The sequence below is a fragment of the Rheinheimera muenzenbergensis genome (genome assembly GCF_036984005.1).
Classification (GTDB): Bacteria; Pseudomonadota; Gammaproteobacteria; order Enterobacterales; family Alteromonadaceae; genus Alishewanella; species Alishewanella muenzenbergensis.
Window position 1 is genome coordinate 249,309 of the sequence record NZ_JALAAR010000001.1, and the last position, 16,301, is coordinate 265,609.

General features: G+C 46.6%; 16 protein-coding genes. All 16 read right to left on the reverse strand.

The features are described 5' to 3' along the window. Positions 1-6: 6 nt before the first annotated feature. The 16 genes from MN202_RS01095 to MN202_RS01170 all read right to left on the reverse strand — a co-directional run bounded on the left by MN202_RS01095 (position 7) and on the right by MN202_RS01170 (position 16,300). Positions 7-2,112: a YjbH domain-containing protein gene (locus MN202_RS01095; RefSeq protein WP_335734235.1), complete on the reverse strand. Its 2,106-nt coding sequence runs from the start codon at positions 2,110-2,112 to the stop codon at positions 7-9. Beyond that, positions 2,109-2,840, reverse strand: coding sequence for a capsule biosynthesis GfcC family protein (locus MN202_RS01100; RefSeq protein WP_335734236.1), 732 nt, complete (start codon positions 2,838-2,840; stop codon positions 2,109-2,111). Before MN202_RS01100 ends, MN202_RS01095 begins: the two co-directional genes overlap by 4 nt. After that, positions 2,833-3,552 (reverse strand): YjbF family lipoprotein, encoded by a 720-nt coding sequence (locus MN202_RS01105; RefSeq protein ID WP_335734237.1) that lies wholly within the window; start codon positions 3,550-3,552, stop codon positions 2,833-2,835. The genes MN202_RS01100 and MN202_RS01105 overlap by 8 nt, the downstream gene beginning before the upstream one ends. Positions 3,553-3,678: 126 nt before the next feature. Next, complete coding sequence (locus MN202_RS01110; RefSeq protein WP_335734238.1) at positions 3,679-3,990, reverse strand: hypothetical protein; 312 nt, start codon at positions 3,988-3,990, stop codon at positions 3,679-3,681. A 73-nt stretch (positions 3,991-4,063) separates the two neighbouring features. Then, positions 4,064-5,215, reverse strand: a complete 1,152-nt coding sequence (locus MN202_RS01115; RefSeq protein WP_335734239.1) for a polysaccharide pyruvyl transferase family protein — start codon at positions 5,213-5,215, stop codon at positions 4,064-4,066. Next, the gene (locus tag MN202_RS01120) at positions 5,216-6,271 is read right to left on the reverse strand and encodes a nitroreductase family protein (protein WP_335734240.1); all 1,056 of its coding nucleotides are present in this window, start codon (positions 6,269-6,271) and stop codon (positions 5,216-5,218) included. It lies immediately after the preceding gene. Positions 6,272-6,361: 90 nt separating this feature from the next. Beyond that, the gene (locus tag MN202_RS01125; protein WP_335734241.1) at positions 6,362-7,687 is read right to left on the reverse strand and encodes a flippase; all 1,326 of its coding nucleotides are present in this window, start codon (positions 7,685-7,687) and stop codon (positions 6,362-6,364) included. A 373-nt stretch (positions 7,688-8,060) separates the two neighbouring features. After that, positions 8,061-9,494 carry a hypothetical protein gene (locus MN202_RS01130; RefSeq protein WP_335734242.1) on the reverse strand — a complete coding sequence of 478 codons (1,434 nt, stop codon included), beginning with the start codon at positions 9,492-9,494 and terminating at the stop codon, positions 8,061-8,063. A 176-nt stretch (positions 9,495-9,670) separates the two neighbouring features. Then, positions 9,671-11,746, reverse strand: a complete 2,076-nt coding sequence (locus tag MN202_RS01135) for a type II secretion system protein D (RefSeq protein ID WP_335734243.1) — start codon at positions 11,744-11,746, stop codon at positions 9,671-9,673. 23 nt (positions 11,747-11,769) lie between these two features. Continuing rightward, positions 11,770-12,264, reverse strand: coding sequence for a hypothetical protein (locus tag MN202_RS01140; RefSeq protein ID WP_335734244.1), 495 nt, complete (start codon positions 12,262-12,264; stop codon positions 11,770-11,772). Further along, a complete protein-coding gene (locus MN202_RS01145) occupies positions 12,261-12,812 on the reverse strand; it encodes a hypothetical protein (RefSeq protein ID WP_335734245.1) in 552 nt (183 codons plus the stop codon). Before MN202_RS01145 ends, MN202_RS01140 begins: the two co-directional genes overlap by 4 nt. Further along, complete coding sequence (locus MN202_RS01150; RefSeq protein WP_335734246.1) at positions 12,799-13,950, reverse strand: hypothetical protein; 1,152 nt, start codon at positions 13,948-13,950, stop codon at positions 12,799-12,801. Before MN202_RS01150 ends, MN202_RS01145 begins: the two co-directional genes overlap by 14 nt. Further along, positions 13,931-14,833, reverse strand: coding sequence for a type II secretion system minor pseudopilin (locus MN202_RS01155; RefSeq protein ID WP_335734247.1), 903 nt, complete (start codon positions 14,831-14,833; stop codon positions 13,931-13,933). Before MN202_RS01155 ends, MN202_RS01150 begins: the two co-directional genes overlap by 20 nt. Beyond that, complete coding sequence (locus MN202_RS01160; RefSeq protein ID WP_335734248.1) at positions 14,830-15,522, reverse strand: PulJ/GspJ family protein; 693 nt, start codon at positions 15,520-15,522, stop codon at positions 14,830-14,832. The genes MN202_RS01155 and MN202_RS01160 overlap by 4 nt, the downstream gene beginning before the upstream one ends. Continuing rightward, positions 15,501-15,923, reverse strand: a complete 423-nt coding sequence (locus tag MN202_RS01165) for a PilW family protein (protein ID WP_335734249.1) — start codon at positions 15,921-15,923, stop codon at positions 15,501-15,503. Before MN202_RS01165 ends, MN202_RS01160 begins: the two co-directional genes overlap by 22 nt. Beyond that, positions 15,920-16,300: a type II secretion system protein gene (locus MN202_RS01170; protein WP_335734250.1), complete on the reverse strand. Its 381-nt coding sequence runs from the start codon at positions 16,298-16,300 to the stop codon at positions 15,920-15,922. The genes MN202_RS01165 and MN202_RS01170 overlap by 4 nt, the downstream gene beginning before the upstream one ends. Position 16,301 lies beyond the last annotated feature (1 nt).

Consider the following 16,301-nt stretch of genomic DNA (forward strand, 5'->3'; position numbering starts at 1 on the left):
TCTGCTTTAATCGTAAAACGGTGACCGCTGCTCTGTCATATCAATCAACGTTGCCGGTCGGTTAAGTGGCTGGCCACCATCGCGCGCAATGGGCACCCATGGCAGGCGGCCACGGCCTTTTGCCGGGCGCAACGAGAACAAATCAAACGGAATAGACAAATAAAAGCCTTTGGTAAAGCTGCCTTCGCCGTACTCTTCAGCCGACACATTGGTAAAGGCGGCATAAGCCCCTACTACTATGCCGCTGTTAAAGCGCTTGGCAAAATCAACATTTACACCTTTGTCCTTTGCCAGAAACTGGCCAATGTTAAAGGTTAGCTGCGTATCCGGCAAAAACTCAGGCTTCCAGTACACATTGATATGGCCGGTAAAGGTTTTATAGTCAAAAAAGTCAAACTCATTGTCATAAGAGCGCTGGCGCACATAGTTTAAATCAAACCCAACAGCGATATTAGAATCTACCGGCCGGTACAGCAATTCGGTACCAACGCCGCCGTACATGGTTTCCAGATAACCAGCATAAGCCTGAGCAAACCAGTTTGGCGCTATCTGATCTTGCCATCGCAGATACAGGTTCTCCATTGACACCACACTGCCGGTAACATACTCGCGCATATAGGTACGCACCCTGGGTAGCGGTGTCTGCTCGGCATCAACGGTGTAGTTAAATTTATCGAAGTTTTCCAGCACGGTAATTTTGGCTGTGCTGTTTAGCATCAGATTATTGCTAAGGCGATAACCGGCATTAGCAAACAGACCGGCCTGATACATGTAAAAAGCTTCCGGGTTACCAAAGGTTTGAATAAAAAACACCTCGGAGCCGGCAAAAAAGCCATTTTGCGACGGTATATCGCGATAAGCCAAAGTTTGCGCCGCCGGTTGCTGGCGTACATAGCTGGACTTAACCCGGTTATGCAGTGACTCGTAGCGCACCGCAGCTATAAAAGGCGCAGCCTCTATCACTGTCTCTACCGCCGCCAGATTACCAGCGTAATTTACGATACGGTAGCGCTGTATATGGGCCGGCACTTCAGTTGCCAATATCCGGCCAATACGCTCAACTGCCTCATCATGATCGCGATAGCCCATCTGATAGCCATAAATAACAAACTCGTCGTCGGTCATATGCGCAGTTTGCAAGGCAAAACCGGCCTCACGCAATAAGGCTTGCGGCAGCGCATCCCTATCGGTAATTGCTGTACGGTTTAACTGCTCTGGCACAATGCGCAGCGCTGGTTTGACCTTGTACTGGCTGACACTGTGTAAATTAAGCGCATAGTGCACACCAAAACCCAGTGTATTACCACGCTGATAGTTCAGGTCAAAGTTAAAATTACCCCAACGGTATACCGCACCAAAGTTCCAGTTTGAATCCTGCGTTAAGTTACCGGCAAAATCCTGCTGATAATTATTGCCTTCGTACTCCAGTTTCAGCCGCAGTGGTTGCCAGGGTGTCTGGTATTCTATACCACCAAACAGCGAGGCCGGGCCTTTAAAAAACTGGTCGTAATCTACCTTACCGCCCCGGCCGCCGTAACCTTCTGGCCGGTTGCAAAAACTGTCGCGCAGCTGACAAAACGGGTTTGTGATATTGCCACCCTGCCCCAAATAGCCCCAGCCTATACCAAGGTGAAAATCCAGATTATGCCATTTTTTACTCAGCGTCAGATATTCACTTTCAAACAAACCGGTGCCGCCAAAATCGCGAATACCTAAAGACACTTGCGGCAGGTAGCTGCTTTCTTGCAGCAGACGAAACTTAACATCTATACCTTTATCTTTATAGGTTTGATCACCGCTGAAACTTGGATCGTCGCTGTACAGCCGGGTGCGCACATCGGTATAACGAATGGTCGACTCCATCCAGTCAAACAACTGAATACTTACCGACCACAGCCGGTATTCTTCGTTGTCGGTATAGTTCATGCTCAAATCACCAGCTGGCGCCATGCGGGCAGTTGGCGTCTGGATCAGACCAACACCACCGTGTGCCATTTGTGATGCCCCGGCAGGCGGCAATTGCCAGTTGCTAAGATCGCTGGCACAGACTGCAGCCGGCATTAACAACAGTGATAGTATCGATAAGCGAAAAGGTAAACGAAACAGCGTCATGGCAAAATCCTGTGAACAGCCAGTTGTTGCAGCAAGGCATTTAATCTTGCAAAGCGTTTGTCCAGTAACGGCTGGGTAAACAGCACCAGAAGCTGAGCACCGGGCATAGCTTCAACATGCTGACTGTTCCAACTGCTAATGCCGGCGATCACTATGCGGCCATCCGGTTGTACCACCGCCAACTTGCTGGCGTCTGCGGCATAACTAAAATGATCTGGCTGGGCATAAACAGCGACATGGCTGGCACTGTTGTGCGGCACACTAAGTGCCCGCTTTACGGCACCGGCGATATGCACCACGCCAGGGCGGCGGCCTAACACAATACGGTAGTCGCCAGCATCGAAGCGCGGGTTAAGCGCTGCCTGCACCGTCGCCGCGTCGTAGTCCAGCGGGATAACAATGCGCTCAGCCAGCTGCCATTGATTTACCTGTGCCTGCATTAACGCCAGAGCGTCGCTAAGCGACTTATCATCGGTTTGCTGGGCAATTTCAGCGGCCAGACTAATCAGCTCACGGCGTAAGCTTTGTGCATACTGACTATCGGTACGGTACAGCGCGGCTGCCGGCCAGTACCATTGCTGTTTTAAGGCATAAGGCTGTAAAACCTCAGCCAGACGCGGTGCCTCGCTGTATTGCCGGCGCTCGCCGTTTATATCAACAGTTACTTTGGCCAGGCTCAGGTTGCTACAAAACAACAGGCCAAGTGTGAACAATAAAGGCTTATTCACTATCACCTCCTGCGTCAGCGGCTGCAGCGTCAGCCGGGATCAAACGGGCAATACGGCTGATATAGGTCATTTCAAATCGCTCGGCAAAGGGAGCCAATTGCTGCACGCTTTTAAGCAAAGTACCGGTTTGGCTATCAAACCAAAAGGTGTTTTGCCACGGCTTATCTAAACGCAGGTAGTTGGCCGGGCTGATGTAGCTAACCTGTTCGGTTATCTGGGTCGTTGTGAAGTTATGGCCAAAATAACGCAGCGGCTGATTTGGCTGCACACTAAAACGCGAGCTAAGCGCATAGCCGTATTCACCGTTTTGCCAATCAGCCAGGCGTAGCCATTCGATAGCCGGATTAATTGCCTCAGGCTGGCTAAGCTGATCAGCCTGTGTATTGGTTAAATAAAGTAAGTCGTTACTAAAACCAACAGTACGCACTATACGGCCCTGCTGCATAATCAATAGTGCATTATCGGCAGAGACCCATTTGTGCTGGCCGGCTTCTAAACGTAGTAGCGCCATCGCGGCCTGGCTGCGCTCACCGTGGCGCACATACATTAAATCTGAGCGTGCCTCACGCACCTGCTTTAGGCTAAGTTCAACGTCATCTGGCGTAGTAAACGCCAGCTGCAACGTATCGAGATAAGAATTATAAGTGCCGGAACACGCACTTAGTGCCAGCAGTACACCGGCAGCAAAAAGCGGCTTTATCGCTGTATTCACAAATTAAGGCTCATGTTGTTTGAGTAAACCGCTATGCCGTGTCAGATAAAAGCATATAAAAAACAACGGCAAAAGCCTGCAGCAATAAAAAAGCCGCCAGCAGGCGGCTTTATAGCAAACTTAAACTTACTGTGCAGCGTAAGTGTAAGTTGCAGTAGCTGTCATAGTGCCAGTACCAGTAACCTGCACACCAGTACAAACGCCATTTACCGGCGCGCCGTCACCAGCGTTACAACTTGCTGGTGGTGGTGGTGGTGGAGTTACAGAAGAACCACGGTTGTTAGAGATGATAGCTGCAGCAACTGCAACACCAACTACACCAGCTGCTACAGTAGTAGTAGCAACGCCGCCGATAGTACCGTAACCACCTGCACTTTCCTGGGCATTTACGTTAACAGCAAAAGCTAACGCTGCCGCAGCAACTAATAATTTTTTCATAGTCATTCCTTTAAAAGACATTGTGTAAAAAATTTATCCAAGACTATACCAAAATACTGCCAAACATCAAGCACTAAATAGTTAACTTTTGATTGATAACTGCCACCACTTGCTGCCACATCTGCTCGCTCTGTTGCTTCAGTAACGCCCGTTTTGCAGCGAGTTCTGCACTATCTACTGCGTAAATAGCCTGTTGCAATTTCTGTTTTAATTGCTCGATAGTGGTATCGGCAGAAAGCAATGCCTCTGTCTGACCATATTCTTCAAACAAACGTTCATATTTGTGGCTCCAGCTGGTACCCAGGCAAGGCACCCCCTGCGACAAAGCACTGACACAGCCATGAAAACGCGAACAAATAACCGCCTTGCTGGCGCCAATAATGCCTTTTACCAATAAAGGATCAGTCTCTTTGAACACAGCAATATCTGTTCCCTGCTTTACCTGTTGACAAATTTCGTCATCAGCAGCCCCCTCATGATTGAGCAAAACAGGGTTAAGACCAATATTTTTTACAACCTGAACTGCATTTTTCAATATTAGTATATAGTTTTGCTTCCATAACGTTTGTTTATTACGGCTACTTATCATATTGCTGTTCGGAACAATGAGTACTGACTCAGACATCGAACTATATTTGTCATTCAGTTTTGGTTGAACCAAGTTGGTAAAGTCAGGAAACTGTAGCAAATTCCCACTCTCACCTATTAATTCATAAACATGCTTCAAGCTACTTTGCTCACGAGCACATATTAAATTTGCCATTGGCAACGCAACCTTTAACCTGGCTATATCTGCCGGGCGTGTAAATGGTCCAAATGCCTGTGGTAACAGAATATATTTTTTGCGGTGCTTTCGTGCTCGAACGATCTCGCCGCAAAGTTGTATAACAGAAGCCTCTGGCCACTGATCGCTGTATGCGAAACCCGAAGCATCTAAAACAATATCGATGTCGGCTTCTGTAACTAATCCTAAGCGGGTTTTCAGCCAATTACGTAGCGACGCGGGTAGTAAATAACTAAAAGAATTTAACTCTAAACCAGCTTTACTTAAAGGTATCTTCTGATAGGCTCCCAGTCTTGCTCTTGCCTTATAAGATGAATTAGGTCCAGGAGCTAGTGCAATGTCAGCCTCAGGCCAATATTGCTGCAATTTTTGCAGAACGGCATGCAGCATCAATTCAGCGCCTTTATTGACAAACTGAACGCCTTTTACTTCTATCATCATCTAACTAATATCCCTGAAAAGTAAGCTATGTGATTTCTTTTGAGAATACGCAATCCCACCCTCAGGATCTGCATAGCCTATAGCCAGCAACATTACTGTACGTTGATGGTACTCTAGATTTAGCATTTTGCTTAACTGCTGCTCACGCTGCTCTATATCAGGCCAGTTAATCGGGCAGCTGGATAACCCCAGTGTTTCTAAAGCCAACATAAATTGCATAGCCGCCAGAGAAGCATCAATATAAATTACGTGCCGGTCACGTTCTGCCGGGTAAGACGACAGATCTCCTACAACGGCCACCACACAGGGAAAGTTATCAGCAAAGCCTATCGTTCCCATTGCGCACTTCGCTACGTCTACTGCCTCAGCGCCATGCATAACAAAAAACTGATAAGGCTGACGATTGCATGCTGAAGGAGCTGTCGTTGCTGCTTGACAAGCTAGATTAAGCAGTTCTTTATCAACAGCTTTTTGCAAAAACCAACGTACAGAGCGGCGTCGTTGCATTAACGTCATCAACTGCTGATAAGAGCAGTCTGCAACACCCAGCTCAGCATACGCGTAAGGCACAGCTTCAGTGCTTGTGGGGCGTTTTAGCTGTTCAAATTTACGCTTAGCAGCAGAAATAACGGGCTGTTCAGCTACAACCGAAAAATATTCCTCCAGTACATCATTGGCCCATTGCAATTCCTCACGGCAAAAGTCTGGTGTGTGTAGGGCTTTTTCAAAGCAACTAATGGTTTCATCAAGATAATCCAGAGCGAAGACCGGACGCCGTGGGCGCATAATTAAACCTTTTTCCAACCGGTGTATATTGCGCCTCAATAACGCAGAGCTTTGCTGCATATTGTTGACACTGCGTTGGTAAACTAACCGGCCGTGCAATACTGCTTTATGTTCCCGATAAAACTGACGATTAAAAAAAGTGTAATAAAGAGATGCCAAAAACCCGTTTTGGGAAAACATCCTGGCAAAGCCAAGCGTAGTATTGTTGGCGACTTGTCTAATTTTTAACTTAATGGGAACCGGTATCCGGCTGCTTAGCCAATATCTCATAATCAAACTGCTCTTAAGACTCGAATAACGCGTTAAAATAACACACATCTAAATAAATCAGACAGCGAGACAACAACCACACCCGGCCCTTCATCCCGAATCTTTGGTGCTGGAACCTGCCTGCCATAACTGCCTTAACTGACTTCGGGTACTGCTGGCAAAAAACAAAAAGAAAAACGACGCATAGGCATAAGAAATCAGCGTTGCCCAGGCCGCACCTACGATGCCCATCTTAGGAATTAACCATAAATTTAAGCCCACATTAAGCAGCGCGCTAATACCGTGGCTCAGCAATGACAATGGCTCTTGTTCAGTAATTAATAAATGCTGGCTAATCAGATAGCGCACAAACACAAAGCAACCGGCCCAGATATGAATTCGCAGCACCTGCACCGCAGCTGCAAAATCATCGCCGAATAATAAGCTGATAATCCAGGGAGCTGTTAGCGACATAACCAACGCAATACAAAGCGCTGAAGCTAAAAACAGCCCGGCGTAGCGGCGTAACTTTAGATAATATGGAGCCCAGCCCTGCTGGTGGGCTTTGATCATATCGGGGTAATAGCGCGCAGCCAAGGTGGCCGGAAATACATACCACAACTCAGACAGCCTGCTGGCAGCAGCGTAAATACCGGCTTGTTCTGTGCCCGCCATGGCACCCAGCATCACTATATCTATCTTAAGATAAATTACCGATACGATACCCGACAGCCACAACCAGGAAGAACGCTTAAGTAACAGCTTTGCCTGTTGCCAGTTAAACCAGCGCGGGTGATAACCCGGCCAGCGCTGCTCGCCCTCTTTGTAAGGTTGATGTTTAATGCAGTACAACCAATATTGCGCCAGGCCAACGACGAAAAACTCAATGCCGGTAAGCAGCAATAAACTGGCAATACCAAAGCCGCTGTACAGCAAAGCCAGTTTAATGGCAAAGCTCAGTAGCGAGATAACCGTTTTGGCATAGGCCGTACTGCGAAAAGTACCCTGAAAATTAAGATAAAACTCAAACAACAAAAAGCCAAAAAATGCCTGCAATAAAAACAACACCGGTATGGCAATGGCGGTATTGCCGCTAAACATAGCCGGATACAGCAGGTAAAACGCCAGCAACATAACACTGCCGCCAAGCAGGCCCAGCAATAAACGCAGTGTCACCGCGCTGTACAGCATAGTCATGGCGGCATGGCCGTTGTCATGCTTTACCATCTGGCGTACAACTATATTATTCAGGCCCAGGCTGGTTATCGGCACCAAAAAAGCACTCCAGGCCATTACTATAGAGTACACACCCAGCTCACTGGCACCCAGCATACGGGCAACAAAGACCGTAAGCACGGCACCGGCGGCAAGTTTAACCAGTTTATCGCCCAGCATGGCGGTAGCGCGGGCATAGAGTAGTTTTTTTATTAGTTCCACAGAAGGCCTGGTATGGCGGCGAAAAAAGTTGCGGGAAGTATATCACAGCACTATAGCGGTGCGGCAGCAATCACAGATAAGCAGTGTTAGCAAGGCTGCTACTACAAACATTATGCAGGCTACTCGCAATTAAAGCATGCTTATGCTAACGGGCAAAAAAAAGCCCAATGGTAATTGGGCTTAAAGTGTTTCATTTCAATGAATTCGGCTTTACTGCTGTCCGCCTTGCAGTATACGCGGTTAGAGTAAATAAAGCTGTAAAAATTCCCGACAAAAACAACTTATTTAGAAAAATATTGCTAAATCAGATTTTTACTATCTTCTACAAATAGAAAAGCGGGCATAAAGCCCGCTTAAGTAAAGCTAAACTAAATTAGTTTTTAGTTTGTACTTTAGAATCGTTATTTACGATTGCACGCTCGCCACCGTTCTGAGAATCAGTGTAAGCAGCGTAAACGATTACATCGTCTTCTGGTACGTTAGTAACGATCTGTACAGAGTACTTAGTAACCATTGTCAGGTCTTTACCCGCAGCAGCCAGAGCGTCTTTAGCAGCTTGAGCAACGCTGGTTACTGAACCTGGCTGTGAAGTACCAGCAGCATAGTTAGCCGCAACTTTAGTACCCATTTCGTCGAACACATCAATAGTAATAGCGCCGGCTTTAGTACCGTGGTTAGTTACGTTGATGATAGAGTTGAAACGGCCTTCTTGTACAACCAGGTATGGCACGCGAACTTGTGAACCGTTCAGGGTCCATGAACCAGCCGCAGTGTTGTTAAACACATTTTCAGTAGCAGCTGGAGTTGTATAAACTACAGTTGAAGTTGCAGTGAAAGACTGTGGGCTGAATACTGGAACAGCAGCTGCTGCCAGACCAGTTTTGTTTGCTTCTGCATCAATTACAATTGCAGTATTAGCAGCAACTTCATCACACTCTAAAGATACCGCAGTAGTGCTGTAAGTCCACGCTGGGTTAGTACAAGTACCAGTAGTAGTAAACACGCCAGCTTTTGGCTGCAAGCCAGCAGAAGCGCTGTCATCAGCTACCCAGCTGAAATCGCCTGTTACAGTGTGCTTAACGCCATCAGTACCGTTGATTGGACGTGCATAAATAACGCCGCCAGTTACTTCTGAAACGATGTTGAAAGTCGCAGTGATTTTCTTAGCGTTTACGTCAGCACCAACAAAGCTCTTACGGTCAGCATTTACATCAATCACTTTCGAGAACGAAGGTGCAGTTGTAGTGAACTGAGCAATAGCCTTAACTAAAGAAGCTGTACGAGCAGCACCGCCAGCAGTGTCTAAATCTAAGCCAGTGTTAGTTTTAGCAGCGAAAGTCACTGAAGCACCAGAAGTCAGGTTAGATTTTAAGAAATCTAACGCTGGAACTGTTAATGCTACGCCAGTAGTAACTGGGTTTGCACCAAGGCCAGTAGCATCAGTTGCAGTTAAACGGTAGGTAGCAACTTTAGAATCAGCAGATACGCTGATCTGGCTGAACGTCATACCTAAACGGTTATTAGGAACGTCTGGAGCAGCAGTGATTGTTACTGGCAGAGTAGAAGCTTTAACAGGTGTAGAGAATGTTAAAGTGATAGTATCGTTGATAGTGTATTCAGCGCCTAAAGTCAGAGCAACAGTAGCAGTTCTGAATTCAGTTGCTGCGGCACCAGTGTCTACGCCTGCACCAGCTAAGTATTGAGCAGTTACGCTACGCTCTGTACCAGCTAAAGTAGCTGCCTGAGCCGCACCGGCAAAAGCCAAAATTGCTGAAGCAACTAAGGTTTTTTTGAAAGTTGTATTCATTAGAACTATCTCCAATTTCATGAAATTGAAACACATCGGCGTCTTGCCTTAGTTTCTTGTTTTAGTAAGAACCTGGGTCGACCCAAAATTCTTCTAAGCATTCTATTACCGAAACAGCATTTGTCAACGCTATTTTTTTTTTAAATTACGCTTAAGTTATTTTATTTGCTTAAAAATTAATCCTGTAATTGCAAATTTTGCAACCCTGAGCGTAACTTTTGCTGAATTTGCTGCCAGTGCTCGGGCTGGTCTATTACTCTTGGCGTAATAAGGATCACTAACTCAGTTTTACTCACATTGTCTTTTTGGCCACGAAACAACGGCCCCAACAGCGGTATATCACCCAACAATGGCACTCTAGTGGTTGATTTAGTTGTCTTTTCAGAAATAAGCCCGCCTAACATTATGGTTTGGCCGCTTTGTGCCAACACTTCAGTTTGCAGGCTGCGTTCAAAAATAGCCGGGCTGCCCGCCACTGTGCTACCGTCGATAGTATTAGATATACTCTGATCGATTTGCAACACCACCAGCCCCTGCGCATTAATTGTCGGGGTAACAGACATGCGTACGCCGGTTTTACGATATTCAACCGTTGTACTTTGAGTCTCGGTACCCGGGTTTAAGGTAGTGGTGCCAATAGTGGGTATATCAGTACCGATATTAATATTAGCGCTTACACCGTCGCGAACTACCAGGCTCGGGTTGGATAATATATTGATATTGGTTTTGGCCGCACGCAGCCCGGCCAAAAGCTCTCTACCGGTGTCGAGGTAGGATAAACTTAAACCACCAAAATCTTTCACACCAAAGGCACCTTTGGTGCCATAACCAAATTTTCCGTTTTGAATAGCAAATTCCAATCCCATAGACAAATCATCTATCAAGGTCACTTCGGCGATAGTGGCTTCAAGCAAAATTTGTTTGGGCATCACATCTAAACGGCGGATCATCGGCAGCAAAGTTTGATAATGAATGCCGGTAGTATAAAAAATAATGGTATTGGAGCGCTCATCTACCGTCATGGTAATGTCTTCGCTTTGCACAGTAATAGCGCCCGGCGCATTATTGCGGCTACCTGCCTGGCCTGCAGTACCCTGCATGCCTGATGCGTTGTTAAAGGCACTGACGGTATCACGACTTTGATTACCGCCGATATTACCTGCTGAATGTTGCGGGTTAATCAACGGGGCGACTGAGGAGCCTAAATCGCTGGCGCGGGCAAATCGCGGGTGAAATATGTAATAGCGTTTTTGTGCGCCTTCACTGGGTTTATCCAATTGTTTTGCCCAGAAGTTTACCCGGTCTATATAAAACTGCTCGCTGGCAAACAACGCAACAGCACCTATTTGGTCCAGTGGTACCATAACAATATTCGACTTTGGATTTGCGCTGGTATCGGTTGGTATTCCTTCAGACAACAATAGCTTACTGGTTTGGCTTATAAACTCCTCGGCTGTCATATATATCAGCCGTAAAATACCGACGTTGCGTCCACGATTAGCAGGCATGTCCAGCAGATTCACCAGGTCCAATGCCCGTAAAATTTCGGCACGTTCTGCAGTAATAAACAACATATTTTTTTCAAAATCAGGTGTGATTCTGGCTGTAACCAGCTCGCGCAGTGTGCGTTCCAGGCTGGCAGTAATACCATATTTTATTGGCACTATCTGCATAACCGGCCCTACTACCTGAGGTACATCAGTCGCCGCCCTGCCAACGCCCAACGCCGTAACGCCGGTTTGGGAGCCTGGTTTAGCGTGGACGAAAAAGGTGCCGTCCCGCACAGTGATGCTGATGTTGTTGTCATCTAACAGTTGCGCCGTTAACAGATACAATGCTCTGCTTGATACCGGCTGTTGCAAATGTAAAGTGACAGGTTTAGTTATATCGGCTATTCCATCAGCCAGCACATAATTAAGTTTAAGTACATCACCTAAAACTGCGTGTACAAACTGTTGCGCGGGCATAGCATTGGCTGCAAAGCTTACTTTATCGTCATCGGTAAACCGGGTTGCGGCATCTTGCTGACTGCGTAAAACCGGGTTGTTATTCTGTAAGCTACTCAGTCTTTCAAAACTCTGTTTGCGTTCGCCAGCCGCATCTACCAATGGATCTGACGGCTGTAGCTCTTCAGCTTGCTCAGTTGCCGCGATACGTGAGCCCGGAACCTGATAAAAGTTATTATGGCTGGCACAGCTACCTAAAAATAGGCAGCTGACTATGCAAAGACTGAGTTTATTGATTGTTTTCATTGATGGTTATTACTCTTATTTTCTTACTCAGTGACCGCTGAGGCCGGGGTAAATAATTTCAACGTAACCTGCTTATCATTATAACTTAGGGTAATGTCGCGCCGGCTTATCTGGCTTAATGCTATATCACCACTGCTTTCCCCCACTAACAGCCGCACATACTTCACGCTCTGCCCAACTTGTTGTAGTGCCAATACGGCGGCTGGGTGTTGCTGCTGATAAATGGCTAACAGAGCTACTGTAGTGTCACCCAGCACCGTATTATCAAAACCGGCCAGCAACTCAGCGCTCTGTGTAGCTGCGGCAGCGGTATTCTCGGTCGGAACGAACCACTGTGCTACGGCGTTTTGTAGCTGTTCAGGTTGATAAGGTAACACATATGCCAAGGCGGGTATCTCGGGTACAGTTAGTACGCGTTGCTCACCCTGCACCGGCACATACACCGCACTAATAAAATGCAGGCCACATACCAAGGTGGTTACTATGCCAGTTATAGCAACAGGCCTGGTTAACATCATGATGCCTCCGCCAACTGATAGTCCGCTTCAAATAGCAAGGTTAATTCCACTTCACTTTGCGCGGTTAAACTACCACGCCAGCTGCCTCTGATATCACGCTGTATAAAATGCGGATATTGCTGCTCTATCAGCGCATGTACCAGCATCACTTTTGCCGCAGGGCCTTTAATACGCAATGAAATACGACCACGATGTAGGTTAAACACCTGCAGCGGCGTTTCGCTAAGCCAATCGAAAAACGTCACGGCTGCGCCCTGCGCAGCGGCCAGTTGCTGTAACTGCTGTTGCAGCTGCAGCCGGTACTGCGAGCTACTGCTTACCTTCGGGAACGGCAGCAACAATTGCGTTAACTGCTGCTGCTGCTCTGCTTGCAATAACTGTAATTGCTGTTGTTGTTGCAGCAAAGCCTCTGAACGTTGAAAGCGTTTATTAAGACCTTCTAATTGCTGATACAGCTCTTGCTGATGCTGTTGCAATGGCAACAACACAAAGCGTAGTAACGCCAGCACAACGATGGTGCCGATTAATAAAGACTTATTCTGTAACATCAGCGGCCTCCAGCTGCGGTGCGATCTGTAGTTGCACTAACTGCAAACTTATAACAAAGGCATCTTTATCACGCTGGCGACGTACTGGAGCATCAAAGCGCGCATCGGTAACTAACTCAGAGTTTTGCAGGCTAGTTAACACTTGGGTTGCCTGATTGGCTTCGCCACGCAACACGAAACGGGAGCTTTCGCTGGCCAAATTTTGCAGCTGCAAGCTAGCGTCGGCTTGCAATAATGTCAGTAACACCTGCCAAATGTGAGCTGAAGCTTGCTTTTGCTGACGTAACTCTACTAATTTATTAGCTGACTCAGCTATCTGTTGCACATTTTGCTGGGTATCTAGCAACTGGTTAACACTGTCTCCCAGTTGGGCAAGTTTGCCCTGCCGGTTGTCCAACATCAGATTGTAGTAACTGCTAACCACTGCAACGTAACTTAGCAATACAGCCGCAGCGGTAATGGCAATAGCTTTTAGCGGCAACCGGACCAACTGAAACCGGGGTTTAGCTACTACAGCTAGCTTATGGATATTGAATACCGAGCTCGCTAATGCCTTTACCAGAGCACTGGAATAACTTGTTTGGCTTAACTGGCGTTGCAGTGCTTGGTCCGGAATACCATTGTTCAAAGCAAATATGTTGAAGTCAGGGCAAAACGGGCCAATTTGTTGTGATACCGGCACCGCAGCGGCACAGTAAAGAAAATAACCGGCAAAACTATTGCACTGATACACCGCGTATTCTGGTTGTAATGCACGCCAAAGCAAAACTGATTCGGGTATCAACACAGTCAGGCGGTTAAATTGCTGCAACAGCTCGGCATTTAGCACCACAGTACAAACCGTCCGACGTTGATCTTGCTCTGGGCCGATATAATGTAACACACCAGGTTGCGGGTACTCGGTACGTAAAATTTGTTTTAGATCGCTTAATTGTGCTACCGGATACAGGCGGATAAACTCCTGATAATGGCTACGAGAAACTATAACCACAGTACCGCAATTTTCAGCGGGCTCGAACTGGTAACCGCTGTCGCTATGGCGAAAACGATAGGATCTTTGATGCCAGTAAGTTATATTTTTTTGCAGCAACCAGCGTAATGGCTTTACGGCTAGCTGCTTAATTATCTGCTGTTGCATGTATGGTATCCGTGGGCAGGGTTCGCAAGCGGTATTCGTAGACATCGAATGGCTGCTTTTGAAAAGGCATCAGCCGCAAAGTTAGTTCGCGGCTAAGTCTAACATCGGCATTTTTTACTGTGAAGTTTATTCTGTAACCTGGGCCAGTACTAAAGCGGGTAAACTCATCAATGGTGATACCGGTGAGTTGCTGAAACATTGAGGCAGTAAGTTCCCCGGCATTTCGCGCTCTTATCAGTTCGGTTACTTGTGCGGCAGGCAAATGCAGACGCCATAGTGAATCTGGCTGTTGATTTATATTTACACCTTGTGGAAACAACGTGAGTAACGGCGCGATCTGCTGATAGAGTTCGGCTGTAACCCCTTTTACAAACTGCCACTCTTCGCTGAACTGCAGTGGCCCGTTGCGAACCAAAATATTGCTATAATTCGCTTGCTCCGCTCCGTCAAGCCTTGGAGTATTATCTTTGTCCTGCCAATCGGCTAGTGCTGCAGCGATATCTTTGCCCAGCTGCGCAGAGCCCATAACCTGATGTGTAACCTGACTCAAAATATCACTATTCGGACTAGAAGCACTGATTAACCCAGATGTATCCTGAATTTGCAGCGTAACGTCATTTAGTAAAAACGGCTTACCGTGAAAATTCCACTTCGAGCCTGTTATGTCGGCATTTTTTTGCAAGGCCAGCGGTAGATTAGACAGCATGTTGAAGATAATTTCAGCTTCAGCACTGTGCAAAGCCATATTTGCTGAGGTGTATTGCTGTACCGCAGCAGCCAATCGGATATGCTGCCGGGCCTGATGGTTCATCGACAACAATACCACCATCAAAATGGTACTCAGTAGCAAAACCTGGATCAAGGCGATACCGCTTTGCTTCATATCGCCTCCTCATTTGCAAACAAAGCATTGATACGACTTCTGTCGGCTATAGTAAATTCAAGCGCGAAATCGTCTAACTTAATTTTTATCTTCTCTGGGTGTAACTTGCGACTAAGCGCATCATATTCGTTGTACCACTGCGGGACTTTATCAATACCTGTAGTAAAATCGTTTTGTGATGCAACTCTGGCGGTGAGACTTTCCCAGCCAAAGTAACTAAAAGTTAAGCTTGGAATGTCTTCAGCCACTATCTGCCGATAATTAAACGGCAATGTTTGACTAGCCTCTTTTAGCACCGTGTGTTGCAGCGTGGCTTCTTCATACACCAGCCGATAACGGCCATTTTCATTTTGTTCGCGAAACACCCTTACAACAGCCGGAAAACCGGTGTGGTAAATAGGTGCATAAGTTACAGCTGTAAAGCCTTCTGCACGACCAAGAAAATAATAAGCGTGCATACCGTTGTCCGTAACTGCCAGAGGTAATATTGCCTGCATTGCATCCAGCAATAGCTCTGAATAACGAAACTGCTGATAGGATGTTTCTAATTTTGATAGGTCTCTTTGCCAGGTTGCCGTGTAAAGTTGATAGGCTGTAGCTGATAAAACCAGCATAACCATCATAATGGCCATGGCAATAAGCAGTTCTACAAGGGTAAAGCCTTTTTTTAAAATACTAAAGGCAGCCATGCCAACTCCTTAAACTGCAGTTGTTCAGTGCGTCCGGCATAATGTAGCTCAAGCTCAACCTGATATAGCCAGAAGCGCTCTGGTGGCACTATTACACTACCAGTGTCCACGTCAAAGCTTTGTGGGGCCGAACCTTTACTGATAACGCTGGCTTGCCAAGTGTAACTTACTTCGCCCAGCTCACCGGCCCCAGACATAGTTTCTTCAGGTCTATTACGGATCTGTTGCTGGATGCTTAAAGTTATCATGCGTGCAGGCTGTAATGTTTTGACTATTTTTTCTGCCTGGGCGCTGTTTTGTCTTAGCGACTGAATGGTTAACGCACTTAAACTTAGCGCAGCAAATAAAATTACTGCAGCTACTAACACCTCAACCAGCGTAAGACCGCGTGATTTATTCACTTCTTCTCCGCCAATTCAATATGTTGTTGTTTATTACCAGCTACAACCGTGATCTGTGTCTTGTCGGTAAATCCATTAGCATTAATCTGAAGTTGCTGACTGGGGAAAAATAAATATTGAAACTCCAGCGTTACGCTATCGCTACCGATGTCCCGGCGAAGCTGCTTGCCTTCAAAAGTAAAGACAATAAGCTGACCTTTTAAAAACGCTACTTTCCGGCTGTCTGTCAGATATTGCCGGGCTTCGTGAAATTCGGCCGCCGCCTTGGTTTTATCAACCTGCTCTATCATCAATGGTGCAACCAAAGTTAACACCGTGGTCATAATGGCAATAACCACAAGCAGTTCGATTAATGTAAAGCCGTTTCGTTGTGTCATA